The sequence below is a fragment of the Mangrovicoccus sp. HB161399 genome, assembly GCF_013184745.1.
Taxonomy (GTDB): domain Bacteria; phylum Pseudomonadota; class Alphaproteobacteria; order Rhodobacterales; family Rhodobacteraceae; genus Mangrovicoccus.
This window is the reverse complement of sequence record NZ_JAATVU010000001.1, coordinates 212,338-227,748: the sequence shown is the minus strand read 5'-3', so window position 1 is coordinate 227,748 and position 15,411 is coordinate 212,338. Positions and strand designations below refer to the sequence as shown.

General features: G+C 71.3%; 14 protein-coding genes. 6 read left to right on the top strand and 8 right to left on the bottom strand.

The genetic code is table 11. The features are described from left to right. Positions 1 to 83: 83 nt before the first annotated feature. The 5 genes from HCC78_RS01080 to HCC78_RS01060 form a co-directional block, all read right to left on the bottom strand. On the bottom strand, positions 84 to 1,454 hold the full coding sequence (locus HCC78_RS01080) for a glutamate--cysteine ligase (protein WP_172326875.1): 1,371 nt from the start codon (positions 1,452 to 1,454) through the stop codon (positions 84 to 86). 62 nt (positions 1,455 to 1,516) lie between these two features. Continuing rightward, positions 1,517 to 2,023, bottom strand: coding sequence for a hypothetical protein (locus HCC78_RS01075; protein WP_172326874.1), 507 nt, complete (start codon positions 2,021 to 2,023; stop codon positions 1,517 to 1,519). Between the two features lie 46 nt (positions 2,024 to 2,069). Further along, positions 2,070 to 2,351, bottom strand: a complete 282-nt coding sequence (locus tag HCC78_RS01070) for a hypothetical protein (RefSeq protein WP_172326873.1) — start codon at positions 2,349 to 2,351, stop codon at positions 2,070 to 2,072. Beyond that, positions 2,348 to 3,241: a GNAT family N-acetyltransferase gene (locus HCC78_RS01065; protein WP_172326872.1), complete on the bottom strand. Its 894-nt coding sequence runs from the start codon at positions 3,239 to 3,241 to the stop codon at positions 2,348 to 2,350. The genes HCC78_RS01070 and HCC78_RS01065 overlap by 4 nt, the downstream gene beginning before the upstream one ends. After that, positions 3,234 to 3,974: a 16S rRNA (uracil(1498)-N(3))-methyltransferase gene (locus tag HCC78_RS01060; protein ID WP_172326871.1), complete on the bottom strand. Its 741-nt coding sequence runs from the start codon at positions 3,972 to 3,974 to the stop codon at positions 3,234 to 3,236. Before HCC78_RS01060 ends, HCC78_RS01065 begins: the two co-directional genes overlap by 8 nt. Positions 3,975 to 3,985: 11 nt before the next feature. On the opposite strand from HCC78_RS01060, the gene ubiA reads away from it, so the two are divergent. The 4 genes from ubiA (at position 3,986) to HCC78_RS01040 (ending at position 7,734) form a co-directional block, all read left to right on the top strand. Continuing rightward, a complete protein-coding gene (ubiA, locus tag HCC78_RS01055; RefSeq protein WP_172326870.1) occupies positions 3,986 to 4,963 on the top strand; it encodes a 4-hydroxybenzoate octaprenyltransferase in 978 nt (325 codons plus the stop codon). A gap of 67 nt (positions 4,964 to 5,030) precedes the next feature. Beyond that, on the top strand, positions 5,031 to 6,893 hold the full coding sequence (locus tag HCC78_RS01050) for an OmpA family protein (RefSeq protein WP_172326869.1): 1,863 nt from the start codon (positions 5,031 to 5,033) through the stop codon (positions 6,891 to 6,893). Next, positions 6,880 to 7,212, top strand: a complete 333-nt coding sequence (locus HCC78_RS01045; RefSeq protein ID WP_172326868.1) for a hypothetical protein — start codon at positions 6,880 to 6,882, stop codon at positions 7,210 to 7,212. Before HCC78_RS01050 ends, HCC78_RS01045 begins: the two co-directional genes overlap by 14 nt. Before the next feature lie 99 nt (positions 7,213 to 7,311). Further along, positions 7,312 to 7,734: a DUF1810 family protein gene (locus HCC78_RS01040; RefSeq protein WP_172326867.1), complete on the top strand. Its 423-nt coding sequence runs from the start codon at positions 7,312 to 7,314 to the stop codon at positions 7,732 to 7,734. Positions 7,735 to 7,741: 7 nt separating this feature from the next. Here the strand turns inward: HCC78_RS01040 and plsY are convergent, their stop codons facing one another. The 3 genes from plsY to HCC78_RS01025 form a co-directional block, all read right to left on the bottom strand. Next, a complete protein-coding gene (gene plsY / locus HCC78_RS01035) occupies positions 7,742 to 8,350 on the bottom strand; it encodes a glycerol-3-phosphate 1-O-acyltransferase PlsY (protein ID WP_172326866.1) in 609 nt (202 codons plus the stop codon). Continuing rightward, positions 8,347 to 9,651, bottom strand: coding sequence for a dihydroorotase (gene pyrC / locus HCC78_RS01030; protein ID WP_371743754.1), 1,305 nt, complete (start codon positions 9,649 to 9,651; stop codon positions 8,347 to 8,349). The genes plsY and pyrC overlap by 4 nt, the downstream gene beginning before the upstream one ends. A gap of 70 nt (positions 9,652 to 9,721) precedes the next feature. Then, positions 9,722 to 10,261: a hypothetical protein gene (locus tag HCC78_RS01025; protein ID WP_172326864.1), complete on the bottom strand. Its 540-nt coding sequence runs from the start codon at positions 10,259 to 10,261 to the stop codon at positions 9,722 to 9,724. Positions 10,262 to 10,487: 226 nt separating this feature from the next. Between HCC78_RS01025 and HCC78_RS01020 the strand changes: the two genes are divergently transcribed. Both HCC78_RS01020 and HCC78_RS01015 read left to right on the top strand, forming a co-directional pair. Continuing rightward, a complete protein-coding gene (locus tag HCC78_RS01020; protein ID WP_172326863.1) occupies positions 10,488 to 11,969 on the top strand; it encodes an efflux RND transporter periplasmic adaptor subunit in 1,482 nt (493 codons plus the stop codon). A 10-nt stretch (positions 11,970 to 11,979) separates the two neighbouring features. Next, a complete protein-coding gene (locus tag HCC78_RS01015; protein ID WP_172326862.1) occupies positions 11,980 to 15,345 on the top strand; it encodes an efflux RND transporter permease subunit in 3,366 nt (1,121 codons plus the stop codon). Positions 15,346 to 15,411 lie beyond the last annotated feature (66 nt).

The following is a 15,411-nucleotide window of genomic DNA, read 5'->3' as shown; positions in this document are numbered from 1 at the left end:
CGCCCGCCAGGGGCAGGCGCCGCGCCCGCAGGGCGCGGCAATGACCGTGTCACGCGCAGGGCGCGTGTCCGCTGGATCAGGCCTCAGTAGGAATAGTCGCGGTAGATCCGGGTCAGATCGCCCTGCCAGTCGGTGTCATAGCGGCGCAGCAGCTCGTCTGCCGGGGTCTCGCCGGTTTCGAGGCTTTCCTTCAGCGCGTTGAGGAAATGGGTCTCGTCCGGCACCATGCCGCCCGCGCCGGTGATGCCGCGCGCCTTCAGCCCCGACTCGGCGATCGCCACCACCTCGCGGGCGATGTCATGCATCTTGCGCCCGCCGACCTCGGCCTGCAGCCCGTCGACCGAGGCGGCCACGCGCCAGGCGTCGCGCTCTTCCGCGGTGAAGCCCTTCGCCAGGTCCCACGCAGCATCCAGCGCGGACTGGTCGTAGAGCAGCCCGACCCACAGCGCGGGCAGGGCGCAGAGCCGCCGCCACGGGCCGCCGTCGGCGCCGCGCATCTCGATGAACTTCTTCATCCGCGCCTCGGGGAAGATCGTCGTCAGGTGGTCCGCCCAGTCCGACAGCGTCGGCACCTCGCCGGGCAGGGCGGGCAGCTGGCCCTTGAGGAAGTCGCGGAACGACTGTCCCAGCGCGTTGATGTATTTCCCGTCGCGGTAGACGAAGTACATCGGCACGTCGAGCGCGTAGTCCACCCAGGCTTCGAAGCCGAAGCCGTCCTCGAAGACGAAGGGCAGCATTCCGGTGCGGTCGGGGTCGAGGTCGCGCCAGATCCGCGAGCGCCAGGACTTGTGGCCGTTCTTCTTCCCCTCGAGGAAGGGCGAGTTGGCGAACAGCGCCGTGGCGACCGGCTGCAGCGCCAGCGCGACGCGCAGCTTCTGCACCATGTCGGCCTCGGAACCGAAGTCCAGGTTCACCTGCACGGTGCAGGTCCGGTACATCATCTGCAGCCCGAGATTGCCGACCGTCTGCATGTAGTCGGTCATCAGGCGATACCGGCCCTTCGGCATCATCGGCATCTGGTCCTGCGTCCAGATCGGCGCCGCGCCGAGGCCGATGAAGCCCGCGCCCATTTCGTCGGCGACGGTCTGGACTTCGCGCAGGTGCTCGTTGACCTCGTCGCAGGTCTCGTGGATCGAGACCAGCGGCGCGCCCGACAGCTCCAGTTGCCCGCCGGGCTCGAGGCTGACATTGGCGCCGTCCTTGGTCAGGCCGATGATGTTGCCGCCTTCCTCGACCGGGTCCCAGCCGTAGCGGTCGCGCAGCCCTTCGAGAATCGCCTTGATCGAGCGCGGGCCGTCATAGGGCAGCGGGTTCAGCGTGTCGCGGCAATAGCCGAATTTCTCGTGCTCCGTGCCGATGCGCCAATCTTCCTTGGGCTTGCAGCCGGATTCGAGATACGCGGCCAGCTGATCCATGCTCTCGATCGGACCGCCACCGCTTTGGGGAATGGACATCGGCTACTTTCCTGGAATTCGTGCGAACGTTCCCTGACACCTGCTGCGAAGCGGCGGCGCTGTCAACCGATCCGGTTGGCGGACCAGAGCCGGTGCCGCCCGCCGCCCTCGCGGGAGCGGGCCGCGATCAGCCGGGAGGCGGTCAGGCCGGGCAGGCTGTTGAGCGTGTCCAGCAGCGCGTCCTGCCCGCCGGCGGTCACGGGAATGTGCAGGTCCGGGCCGCCCTGCTGCGACAGGATCCAGACCGCCGGATAGGAGCCCAGGTCGATCGCCACGCCGGTCAGCAGGTCGCGCTCGACGCTGCCGCCGTCGAGCGGGCCCCAATAGGTGATCCGCCCCTCGTCGGCCTCGACCAGGCCCAGCCCGGCCTCCTTCGGGCGCAGGCGCATCCGCTGCCAGCCGGCGAAGGCCAGGCCGATCCCGGCCATCAGGACCGCCCAGCCCAGCCAGCGAGTCACGCCGAAGGTCGACAGCACCATCCAGAGCCCGAACAGCGCGGTTCCGGCGCCGGACAGCATTTCGCGCCCGCGCCACATCCCGGCGCGGATTTCGGGACGGATCAGCGACATGCGGCGACGGGCCGGGTGCCGTGGCTGCCGCTGTGCAGGCAGGGGGTCATTCAGCCTCTTCCTCCGGAAGTTCCTCGACCTCGACGACCGGGTCCGGCGTGGCGAGGGCATTGGCGACGGCCCCGACGATGAAGGCCGAGCTGACATTCGCGGCGACAGTGATCACGAAGACGGCAACCGCTTCGCGGCTGGTCATCCCCGTCACGTCGGAGGACTGCACAAGCTCCTGTTCCTCGGGCTGCAGCGTGGACAGGGCGGCGCCTGCCTGGACCGCGAGATCCTCGGCCGACAGGCCGGGCGCGGTGACGACCACGGAATAGCGCATCATGTCTCCTCCTCTTTGCGTGCCCCAGTCTGGCGCCAAGCGGCGGCGGGGTCCAGCGCGGGAACCGTGCGGGTGCCGTCGAAGAGGAAGAGCCCGAACTGGCCGATCTGCCGGAAGCCGAGCGCGCGGTAGGCGCGCACCGCCTGCTCCGACGCGGCGAAGAGCACCGCCCGGGCGGCCCCCGCATCCCGCGCCTCGGCAAGGTGCAGCGCGACCGCCGCGCGGGCCAGCCCCTGTCCGCGCAGCGCGGGCGGGGTGTAGACCGCGCCGATCTGGACGATCTCCGGCAGGGCGGCGTTGAACCCGGTCATCGCCACCCAGTCGCCGCCTCGGCGGAGCATCCGGTGCGACCCGGCTTCGAGGAAGCCCGCGACATCGGTCTCGGCCCGCTTCGCCGCGCCCTCCGGCGTCTCGCCGAACACCTCGCGTGCGAAGGCCGCGCGGAAGGCGACGGCAAGATCGCGCGGCGCGTCTTCCAGCGGATGCAGGCTCAGCCCGTCGCAGGCGGGCAGCACAAGCTCGGCGAGGTCGAGCACGAAATGCGGCTCGTCATCCTCCATCATCAGCGGCAGCCCGGCGAGCCCCAGCGCCGCCAGCGCGGCGCGGGCCAGCGCGGTCTCGGCGATCACGCCGCAGACCTGCCGCCCCGCCAGGACCTGCCGCAGATCGGCCAGATCGGGGTCTCCCACCGGCAAGACCATGCCCTCGGAGCTGACCGCGGCTGCGCCGCGGCCCGGGGTCAGGCGGAACCGGCAGGCATGGCGCGCCGGACCGCCGGCGAGCCCGTATTGCGCCAGGTTGGAGAGCGGGAACAGCGCCCGGTCGAGATGCGCCCGCAGGAGCGCCTCCAGCGCCGCGCGGTCGGCCTCGGCGGCCCAGCGGCTCTCAGCCATTCCAGTCGCCCAGCACGTCCTGCCACAGGGTCAGCGCCGCCACCGCCGCGGTGTCGGCGCGCAGGATGCGGGGACCGAGCGAGACTGGATGCGCCTGGGGCAGGGCGTGCAGCCGCTCGCGTTCCGCCTCCGAGAACCCGCCCTCGGGGCCGATCAGCACTGCCCAGGAGCCGCGGCCCGCCTCCGCCAGCACCTGCCGCGCAGGGAGGCTCGCGCCGGCCAGCGTCTCGTCGCAGAACATGATCTGCCGTTCCGCCGGGCAGGCGGCCAGGAAATCGGACAGTTTCGCCAGGTCGGCCACGTCCGGGACATGGGTGCCGCCGCACTGCTCCGCGGCCTCGACCGCATGGGCCTGCAGCCGCTCGCGGTTCACCCGGCCGGAATTGGTGAACTCGGTCTGCACCGGCAGGATCCGCGCCGCGCCCAGCTCCGCTGCCTTCTCGACGATGAAATCGGTGCGCTCCTTCTTGATCGGCGCGAAGGCCAGCCACAGGTCGGGCGGCAGCCGCAGCGGCGCCGTCTGCTCCAGGCAGACCAGGCTGCCGGCGCGCTTGCCCGCCTCGGCGACCTCCGCCATCCACTCGCCGTCGCGGCCGTTGAAGACCGGCAGCCGGTCGCCCACGGCAAGCCGCATCACCCCGAAAAGGTAATGTGCCTGCTCCTTCCCCAGAGGCAGGGTTTGCCCCGCCCCCATCGGATGCTCTAGGAAGAGCCTGATCCTTGCCATAGCCATGGGGCCTTTCTATGTCCGAGACCTTGCCGAGACCAGAGCCCGCGTCGCCCGACGGCGTGGTCGCCGACGCCGTGAAGGGCAACTGGGTCGACCGGCTCGCGCCCGCCTGGTCGCGCCCCTGGCTGCGCATGTCGCGCGCCGACCGCCCGGCGGGAACCTGGCTGCTCTACATCCCCTGCCTCTGGGGCGTGCTGCTCTCGGCCGCGGCTGCGGGAAGCCTCGGCTGGCTGGGCGTCTGGATCATTGCCGGCTGCGGCATCGGCGCCTTCCTGATGCGCGGCGCGGGCTGCACCTGGAACGACATCACCGACCGCCATATCGACGGTTCCGTGGCGCGCACGAAGTCGCGCCCGATCCCCTCGGGGCAGGTGACGGTGAGGGGCGCGGCGGTCTGGATGTGCATCCAGGCGCTGGCCGCCTTCGGCATCCTGCTGACCTTCAACCTCAACGCCATCCTGCTGGGCATCCTGTCGCTGGCGCCGGTCTGCGTCTATCCCTTCGCCAAGCGCTTCACCTGGTGGCCGCAGGTCTTCCTCGGCATCGCCTTCAACTGGGGGGCGCTGCTGGCCTGGACCGCGCATCAGGGCGCGCTTTCCTGGGCGGCGGTCTGCCTCTATCTCGGCGGCATCGCCTGGACGATCTTCTACGACACGATCTATGCCCATCAGGACCGGGAGGACGATGCCCTGATCGGGGTGAAGTCGACGGCCCGGCTCTTCGGCACGCATACCCATGCCTGGCTGGGGGCATTCGGCGCCGCGACGCTGGTCATGCTGCTGGCCGCCGTGGAGCTGGCGCTGGGGGGCGCGGGGCGTCCGGCGGCGCTCTGGCTGGCGCGGACCGGCGCGCTCGCCATGGGGCTGCACCTGGCCTGGCAATGGCGCCGTCTCGACATCGACGACAATGACCTGTGTCTCGCCCTGTTCCGCGCAAACAGAGATGCCGGGCTGATTTTCGCCGGTTTCCTGTGCGTCAGCGCAGCCTTCTGATTGCGGCAAGGGGAAAAAGACAGTAAGCCCGCCAAACAGTATTCTCCGTGTCTTGGGAGCAACAGGCGTGACAGGTTTGACTTGGGCGAAGCTCGTTATCCTTGGATTGGCGGCAGGAGGGGCCTACGGCATTTCCCTCCTTGCCGTCGATTACGTGGAAGACCGCAACGGGTCGGAGGTCCGCGCAGCGCTGGCTGCCGAAGGCCTCGACTGGGCGGAAGCGTCGCCTGACGGGATGCAGATCGTGCTGGGCGGCACCGCCCCGGACGAGGCGGCGCGGTTCCGCGCGCTGACCGTCGCCGGGCGCACCGCGAATCCGGCGCATGTGCGCGACCACATGGAGGTCGCCGAGCCCGAGGACATGCCCGAGCTGACCTACGAGGTGGAGATCCTCAGGAACGGCGACAGCGTGCTGCTGCACGGGCTGATCCCGGTGGGGCTCGACCGCAGCGACGATCTGGTCGGCAGCATCCGCGCGCTGATGCCCGGCGCCGAGATCTCGGACATCGTCACCGAGTCGCTGGCGGCCACGCCCGACGGTTGGACTGGCGCCGCCGCGGCCGGGCTGAAGGCGCTGACCGCGCTGCCCAACGTGCGGGTGGAGATCACGCCCGGCACCGTGACCGTGGACGGCGTCGCGCCCGAGGGCCCCGAGGGCGCGGGCTGGGCGGCGCGCTTCGTCTCCGGCCTGCCCGAGGGCATTGAGGCCAAGGTCAACCTGCGCCAGCCGCGCGAACGGCTGAGCCCGTTCCTGCTGCGGGTTTCCGATGACGGCTCTGGCGTGGTGCTGGAAAGCTGCGCCGCCGAATCCGGGCCCGATCTCGACCGCATCGTCGCGGCGGTGGCCGCGGTCGACGGACGGGACACCGGCAGCTGCCGGGTCGCGCTCGGCGCGCCGGACCGCAACTGGCCCGCGGCGGCAGAGGCGGCGATTTCCGCGCTCGACGGCCTGGGCGAGGGGGCGATCACGATTGCCGACCGCACCGTCACCGTGCTGCCCGGCGCCGCGATCTCGCCCGAGGCGCTCTCGGCAGCGGGCGATGCGCTGCGCCAGGCGCTGCCCGCGGGCTACCGTCTGTCGCTGATGCCGGTCCCGGTCGAGGGCGATGACGGCGAGCTGCCGCGGCTGAGCCTCAGCCGCAGCGCCGACGGCCCGGTCACCCTGCGCGGCCCGCTGTCCTCGGCCCGCGACGAGGCGGTTCTGGCCAGCCTCGCCGCCGCGCGCTTCGGCGCCGACAGCCTGACCCGCGTGATCAGCCTGGGCGACGACCTTCCGCAGGGCTGGGACCTGCGCGCGCTGGCCGCGACCGAGGCGCTGTCGGCGCTGAGCGAGGGCCGGGTGGAAATGACCCCCGAGGCGATCACGGTGACCGGCAGTTCCGCGCAGGAGGACGCCGTGCAGGCGATCACTGCCGAACTGCGCCGCACGCTGGGCCAGGAGGCGGTGTTCTCCGTCGACGTGGCCTATGCGCCGCCGCCGCCCGAGCAAGAGGCCGGGCCGTCGCCCAAGGCCTGCGTCGAGGCGGTGAACGGCATCCTGCTGGACGACCGCATCGATTTCGACCCGGGCTCGGTGGAGCTGGGCAAGGCAGGCCTGGAGACTGTCGACCGCATCGCCGAGGTGCTGCGCGGCTGCCCGGACGTGCCGATGGAAATCGGCGGCCATACCGACAGCCAGGGCCGCGAGGAAATGAACCAGCTGCTCAGCCAGGCGCGCGCCGAGGCGGTGCTGCAGGCGCTGGCCGGGCGCCGGGTGCTGACTTCGCAGCTGACCGCGAAGGGCTATGGCGAGAGCCAGCCGATCGCCGACAACGGCACCGAGGCGGGCCGCGAGGCGAACCGCCGCATCGCCTTCCGGCTGGTGGCGCCCGAGGAGCGGCAGGCAGAAGCAGAGGCATCCGAGGAGGCCGGGACCGATGGATCGAACTGAGACCCTTATCGCCATCATGGTGCTGCTGTTCGGCGCCTTCCTGCTGGGGTTCCTTACCCATTGGGTGGTGACGCGGCTGTCGCATGTCTCGGATGCCGAGCTGGGCCAGCTCGATTCGATGGCCGAAGAGCTGCACCGCGCCGAGGAACAGCGCGACGAGGCGCTGGCCCGGCAGCACCGGCTGGAGCACGAGCTGCGCTCGGGCACGGGCGAGCTGCGCTCGGACCTGGCGCGGATGGGCGAGGCGCTGCTGGAGGCGCGGGCCGAGGCGGACGAGCTGCGCGCCTATATCGAGGCGCAGAACATGCGCGGCGCCTGAGCGCCGGGGCTTCCTTCGCGGGGGGCGATTTCTTAACCTCTTTTCTGCCATGACTTGGCACGGCAGCCTCCCGCCGGGGCTGCGGTGAAGGGAGGACCGATGCCGAAGCTCGACCGATTCCTGCAGGCCCAGGAGCGCGACTATCCCGATGCGATGCAGGAGCTCCTGAGGGGGCACAAGGAAACCCACTGGATCTGGTACATCTTCCCGCAGCTGCGCGGGAACGGGCATTCCGAGAAGTCGATGTATTACGGGATCAAGGATCTGCAGGAGGCGCGGGACTACCTGCACAACCCCACGCTGGAGCTGCGCCTGCTGGCAGCGATGGACGCGATGATGTTCCACAAGGACCGCCCGGCGGCGGAGATCCTCGGCTCCACCGACGCGGCGAAGCTGCGCTCATGCGCGACGCTCTTCCATCTCGCCCGCCCCGAGGAGGCGATGTTCAAGGCGGTGCTGAAGACCTTCTTCAAGGGCGTGCCCTGTCCGCTGACGGTCAAGGCGGTCGACCAGTTCTCCTGAGCCGCGGCTATTTCTTCCCGATCTTCGGCTCGGTCCCCGCGATGATCCGCTCGATGTTGGGGCGGTGGCGGATGAAGACCAGAAGCGCCAGCACGATGCACAGCAGCGCCATGTCCGGCCGTCCCAGCGCCCAGGCCCAGACCGGCGAGAGCGCAGCGGCCGTCAGCGCCGAGAGCGACGAGATGCGCAGCAGCGCCGCGGTGGCCAGCCAGGTGGCGCAGGCGGCGAGGCCCACCGGCCAGGCCACGGCCAGCAGCGTGCCGAGGAAGGTCGCGACGCCCTTGCCGCCCTTGAATTTCAGGTAGACCGGGAAGCAATGGCCGAGAAAGGCCGCCGCGCCCGCGATCTGCGCGGCATCCTCGCCCCAGATCGCCCGCGCGATCAGCGCCGCCGCCGCCGCCTTGCCCGCGTCGAGCACCAGCGTCAGGAAGGCGGCGGGCTTGCTGCCTGTGCGCAGCACGTTGGTCGCGCCGATATTGCCCGAGCCGATCTTGCGCAGGTCGCCCAGTCCGAAGAGGCGCGCCATGACGATGCCGAAGGGCACCGAGCCCAGCAGGTAGCCGCAGAGCGCCGCCAGCTCCAGCCAAGGCAGCGGCGTGGTCAGCGGCGGCGTCATCGCGCGTAGACCCGCTTGCCGCCGACCCAGGTGCCCAGCACCCGGCCCTGCATCCGCTCTCCGTCGAAGGGCGTGTTCTTGGACTTCGAGTGCAGGGTCTCGCGGTCGAGCACGTAGGGCGCGTCCGGATCGAACAGCACCAGGTCGGCCGGTGCGCCGGCCGAGAGCCGCCCGCCGGGCAGGCCGAGCCGCCGCGCCGGGTTCAGCGACAGCGCCGCGAAGAGCTGCGGCAGGCCGAGATGGCCGCCGTGATAGAGCCGCAGCGAGGCAGGCAGCAGGGTTTCCAGCCCGACCGCGCCGGAGGCGGCAGCCTCGAAGGCCAGGCGCTTGCTTTCCTCGTCCTGCGGCGTGTGCATCGAGCAGATCACGTCGATCTGCCCGGCGGCGACAGCCTCGACCATCGCCATCCGGTCCTCTTCCGCCCGGAGCGGCGGCTTGACCTTGAAGAAGGTGCGGTAGCCCGAGACGTCGAACTCGTTCAGCGTCAGGTGGTGGATCGAGATGCCCGCGGTGATGTCGAGCCCGGCCTCGCGGCCGCGGGCCAGCGCCGGCAGCGCCGCGCGGGTGGTGATCTGGTCGATGTGATAGGCGGCGCGGGTCATCTCGACCAGCGCCAGGTCGCGTTCCAGCCCCATCCGCTCGGCCATCGGCGAGACAGCCGGGATGCCGTAGAGCGAGGCGAACTTGCCCGAGGTCGCCGCGGCGCCCTTGCTGAGGACCGGTTCCTGCACATGGCCCATGACCAGCGCGCCGAGGCTTTTCGCGTAGGTCAGCGCGCGGGAGAAGACCTTGGTGTCGGCGACGACGTGGTCGCCGTCGGAGAAGGCCACCGCGCCGGCATCGGCGAGGAAGCCGATCTCGGTCATCTCGCGGCCCTCGCGGCCCTTGGTCAGCGCCGCCATCGGCGCGATCCTGACCGGCGAGACCATGCGTGCCCGGCTCAGCGCGAAGCTCAGCACCTCGGGCGTGTCGATCGCGGGGGTGGTGTCGGCGCGGGTGACCATGGTGGTGACGCCGCCCGCCGCCGCGGCGAGGCCGGCGGAGCGGAAGCTTTCCTTGTGGCGCTCGCCCGGCTCGCCGACCTTGACGCCGAAATCGACGATGCCGGGGGCGAGGCAGGCGCCGCCGCAATCGAGGCGCCCGGCCTCGGGGAAGGCGCCGTCGTGCAGCGCGCCGGGAACGAGCTCGGCAATGGCGCCGTCCCGGATCAGCAGCGCGCCGGGCCCGTCATGGCCGGTCGCCGGATCGATCAGGCGGGCATTGTGCAGAAGCGTCGGGCGGGGGGTGTCTGTCTGGGTCACGGGGCTCGGTCGCTCGGGTCTCGGGGATGGCGGGTGCCGCGCCCCCTGATCGGGCACCGGGCGGCCCGCGTCAAGGTCCGGCGTCCATCTCGGCGCCATCGCGCAGCTGCGCGCGCTGCACCTGCCGGGCGAGATCGTAGACCTTGCGCGCCTCGGCGATGCGGCGGAACCCGGCGGTGCGCCGCCCCGAGACCAGCACCGAGCCGGGCGGTCCCTCTTCGTAGATCAGCCCGGTCTCGGGCAGGATCGGCCAGTCGCGCAGCCGCTTGCGCCCGAAGGCGTCTGTCGCCACCAGCATCCGCTGGCTGGTCAGCGTGTACCAGCTGCGCGACCGTTCGTAGGCGTCGAGCAGCATGTCGCCCACTGCCGCCCGCGCGCCCACCGCGACGAAGGCCAGCCCGAAGACCGCCGGGACCAGCCCCATCAGGTCGCCTTCGGAGAGCTGCACCAGCCCCAGGCCGCAGACCGACATGCCGACCGTGGCGAAGACCGCGCCGACCAGCAGCTTGGCAGGCTTCACCCCGCGCAGCTCGATCCGCCCGTCGGGCTGGCCCTGCCAGAGGATGCGCTCGCCGGGATTGAGCAGTCCCGACCAGGGATCGTGTTCCATTGCCGTCTCCATCTCCGCACCCTGACGGGATAGGCAAGCATCGGCCCGGCGCAAAGCGGGGAATTGACGCGATTGCCGCGCAACGCGGCGCGGCGGCGGAAAAAAGTGAGGCGACCGGCGACGGAATGTATGGAATCATCCGTTAGCTTTGGTACGGCGCACACCGCGGCGCCGCGGGCAAAATTTGGCGGGCCGGCATGCGGCCCGGTGCAGCACAGGGTGACGGATGGGTTTTCTGCGCAGGATCATGGTCGGGCTGGTGCTGATGGCGCTGTCGCTCGGGGCGCTGTCGCTGGCGGTCTACAAGGTCGTGGGCGCGGTCCGGGCCGCGATGACCGACGAGGCGCCGGTGCGCCCGCCGCGCGAGGTGGTGCGCAGCGTCAATGTCGTGCCCTATGCCACCGGCGAGCATCGGCCGGTGCTGACCACCTACGGCCAGATCCAGTCGCGCCGCACGCTGGAGATCCGCGCGACCGCGGGCGGCACGGCGGTGGAACTGGCGCCGGAATTCGAGGAAGGCGGCCGCGTCTCGGAAGGCCAGCTGCTGGTGAAGATCGACCCGGCTCCCGCGCAGGCGGAGCTGGATGTCGCGCGGGCGGATCTGGCCGAGGCGGAGGCCGACCTGCGCGATGCGGAGCGCAGCCTCGACCTGGCGAAGGAGGATCTCGCCGCCGCCGAGGAGCAGTACCAGCTGCGCCAGAAGGCGCAGGTGCGCCAGCAGGATCTGGTGGGCCGCGGCGTCGGCTCCGCCGCGCTGGTCGAGGAGGCGGCGCTGAGCGCGTCCTCGGCGCGCCAGGCCGAGGTTTCCGCGCGCCAGGCGCTGGCCACGGCCGAGGCGCGGATCGACACCGCGCGCAGCGTGCGCACGCGGGCGGAGATCGCCGTGTCCGAAGCGGCGCGGACCCTGTCCGAGACCGAGATCCGGGCGCGTTTCGCCGGCACGCTGAGCGGCGTGACGCTGGTCGAGGGCGGGCTGGTCAGCAGCAACGAGATGCTGGCCGAGCTGGTCGATCCCGACACGCTGGAGGTGGCCTTCCGGCTGTCGACGGCGCAGCATGCGCGGCTGCTCGATGCCGACGGGCGGCTGATCGGCCTGCCGGTCAGCGCGGTGCTCGACGTGGCAGGGCTGGAACTGTCGGTGCCGGGCGTGATCGACCGCGAGGCGGCGGTGGTGGGCGACGGCCAGACCGGGCGGCTGGTCTATGCCCGGCTCGAGCGCGCCTCCGGGCTGCGCCCCGGCGATTTCGTCACCGTCAAGGTCGAGGAGCCGCTGCTGCAGGACGTGGCCGAGCTGCCCTCGACGGCGCTGGGTCCCAACGGCACGGTGCTGGCGCTGGGGGCGGAGGACCGGCTCGAGGAGGTGCCGGTGGAACTGCTGCGGCGGCAGGAGGACACCGTTCTGGTGCGCGCGGCGCTGGAGGGCCGCATGGTCGTTTCCGAGCGCACGCCGCTGCTCGGCGCCGGGCTGAAGGTCCGCGCCGCCGCGCCGGAGCCGGAGGCCGGTGCCGCGGCGGTGCCGGAGGCCGGTGCCGCGGCGGTGCCCGAGATGCTGGTGCTCGACCCCGAGCGCCGCGCGCGGCTGGTGGCCTTCGTCGAGGGCAGCACCACCATGCCGGGCGAGATGAAGTCCCGCATCCTCACCCAGCTGGAGGCCGACACGGTCCCCGCCCAGGTCGTGGAGCGGCTGGAAAGCCGCATGGGCAGCTGAGGTCGCGCTGATGGGGGGGATCCTGGGCTATTTCACCCGCCACGCCACTGCCGCCAACCTGGTGCTGGTGCTGATGGTGGTCTTCGGGCTGGCGGCGCTGCCGCAGATGCGGGCGCAGTACTTCCCCGATGTCGTGGTCGACGAGATCGATGTGGACATCGCCTGGGACGGAGCCGGGCCCGAGGATGTCGACCGCGCGGTGATCGAGCCGGTGCTGCCGGCGCTGATGGCGGTGGAGGGGCTGGCCACGGCGTCGAGCCGCGCCTCCGAGGGCAAGGCGAAGATCGAGCTGGAATTCGAGCCCGGCTGGGACATGGAGCGCGCGGTCGCCGACGTGAAGGCGGCGGTGGACGGTGTGACGACCCTGCCCGAGGATTCCGATCCGCCGGAGGTGACGCGCAGCGTCTGGCGCGACCGGGTAACCGACGTGGTGATCTCGGGGCCGGTCGGGGTCGACCAGCTGGCGCGCTTCGCCGACGAATTCACCCAGCGGCTGTTTTCCGAGGGAGTCACCCGCACCACGATCCGCGGCGTGGCCGCGCCGCAGACGGTGGTGGAGGTGCGCACGCTGGACCTGATGCGCCACGACATCACCATGGCGGAGCTGGCCCGCGTCATCGAGGTCGCCGCGGACACCACGCCCGCGGGCGACGTCACCGGTGCGAATGCCCGCGTCCGCACCGGCACGGAACGGCGTGCCGCCGACCAGGTGGCGGGCGTTCCGATCAAGATCCTCGACGACGGCTCGGCCCTGACCGTGGGCGACGTCGCCACCGTGCGGCAGGAGGGACCCGACCGCGCCCGCAGCTATTTCGTGGACGGCAATCCGGCGATCTCGATCCGCGTCGACCGCTCGCCCCAGGGCGATGCGATCGCCATCCAGCGCCAGGTCGAGGCGGCGGCGGAGGCGATGAAGACCGGGCTGCCGCCGGAGATGAGGATCGACCTGATCCGCACCCGCGCCGAGCAGATCACCCAGCGGCTGGAGATCCTGGTCTCGAACGGTCTGCAGGGCCTGGCGCTGGTGCTGATCCTGCTCTTCCTCTTCCTCAACGCGCGCACTGCGCTCTGGGTGGCGGCGGGCATTCCGGTGTCCATGCTGACCGCGCTGGGGCTGATGTGGGCGGGCGGGCTGACGCTCAACATGATGTCGCTCTTCGGGCTGATCATCACGCTGGGCATCGTCGTCGATGACGCGATCGTCGTGGGGGAGCATGCCGACTACCGCTACCGCCATCTGGGCGAGGGGCCCTACGGATCGGCCGAGCGCGCGGCCCGGCGAATGTTCCTGCCGGTGCTCTCGGCCACGCTGACCACCGTCATCGCGTTCTTCGGCCTGACGGCCATCGGCGGCCGCTTCGGCGAGATGATCAGCGACATTCCCTTCACCGTGATCGCCGTGCTGCTGGCCTCCCTGGCCGAATGCTTCCTGATCCTGCCGAGCCACATGGCGCATGCGCTTGCCGCCGGGGACGGCGGGCTCATTCCCTGGTACGACCGGCCGTCGCATTGGGTGAACAAGGGCTTCGGCCGGCTGCGCGACGGCGCCTTCCGCCGCTTCGTCGCGCTGGTGCTGCGCGGGCGCTACGTCGTGGTCTCGGCGGCGCTGCTGCTCCTGGCGACGCAGATCGTGCCGCTGATCTCCGGCGAGCTGCGCTGGCGGTTCTTCTCGCCGCCCGAGCAGGCCTCGGTCGACGGCAATTTCGCGATGATGCCGCTGGCCACGCGCGGCGACAGCTTCGCCCAGATGCGCGAGCTCGAACGCGCCGTCGCCAAGGTCGGCGCCGATCTGCAGGCGGAATACGGCGTGAACCCGGTGACCTATGTCGTGACCGAGGTGGGCGGGAATACCGGCCGCGGGCTGGAGGGCACCGAGAACACCGATGCCGACCTGCTGGGCTCGATCGCCATCGAGCTCGTGGACCGCGACGCGCGGCCCTTCGATGCCTCGCTGTTCGTGTCGCGGCTGCAGGCGGAGGCGCGGCAGCTGCCGCTCGCCGAGACGCTCAGCTTCCGCTCCTGGCGCTACGGCTCGGGCTCCGACAACCTGGACGTCCAGCTCTACGGCGCCGACCTGCGGCAGCTGAAGATCGCCGCGGAGGCGCTGAAGGCGCGGCTGGCGCAATATCCCGAGATCAGCTCGATCCAGGACAACCTGCCTTTCGACAAGGACCAGTACGTGCTGGATCTGACCTCCAAGGGCCGGGCGCTGGGCTTCACCACCGAGGAGCTGGGCCAGGTGCTGCGCAACCGCCTGAACGGGATCGAGGCCGCGACCTATCCGGCGGGGCTGCGCACCGGCACCATCCGGGTCGAGCTTCCCGAAGGCGAGCGGGCCGCGGATTTCCTCGATTCGATGATGCTGAAGGCAGGTTCCGGGCAGTACGTGCCGCTGACGGATCTGGTGACGGTGACGCGCGAGGGCGGCTTCGGCACGATCCGGCGCGAGGACGGGCTGGCGGTGCTGTCGGTGACCGGCAACCTCTCGGATGACGACCCGGCGCGCGCCTCGGTGATCGAGGCGGAGCTGCGCGACGAGCTGCTCCCGGCCTTTGCCGAGACCGCCCAGGTGAACTACCGCTTCGCCGGGATGGCGGCGGACGAGGCGCGCTTCCTCGCCGATGCCGAGACCGGTTTCATCCTGTGCCTGCTGGGCATCTACCTGGTGCTGGCCTGGATCTTCGCAAGCTGGACGCGGCCGCTGGTGATCATGGCGATCATCCCCTTCGGGCTGGTCGGCGCCTTCTGGGGCCACCGGATCTGGGACATGTCGGTGTCGATGTTCTCGGTGATCGGGCTGATCGGCATGACCGGGATCATCATCAACGATTCCATCGTGCTGATCTCCTCGATCGACGAGCGCGCGCGCTCGCGCGGGCTGGTTCCGGCGATCCTCGACGGCACGGCGGAGCGGCTGCGCCCGGTGCTGCTGACCACGCTGACCACGGTGCTGGGTCTGGCGCCGCTGATGTACGAAAGCTCGCGCGCCGCCGAGTTCCTGAAGCCCACGGTGATCACGCTGGTCTACGGGCTCGGCTTCGGCATGGTGCTGGTGCTGCTGCTGGTGCCCGCGCTGCTGGCGATCGGGCTCGACCTGCGCCAGGCGCTGGCCAGCCAGCGCCGTGCGCTCGACCGCCGCTCCGGACCCGGCCGTGCGGTGGCCGCGCTCTATGCCGTTCTGGCGGCGGGCTGGTTCTGGGCGACGCTGGGCAGCCGGATGATCTCCGGCGCCTCGCCGGCGATGGCGCATCTGGGGCTCGGCCAGGGGCTCGGCGCGACCTACCTGGTCTTCGCCGCGGGCGCCGCGGCGGTCGGGCTGGCGGTGCTCGCGGGGGCGGCGGCGGTGCTTGCCCTGGCCCGGCGCCGCCCGGCCTGAGCCTGCAGGCTGGGCAGGCACGGCCGGGCGCGGCGCGCGCTTGGGCAGCGGGCACCGGCCTTAATC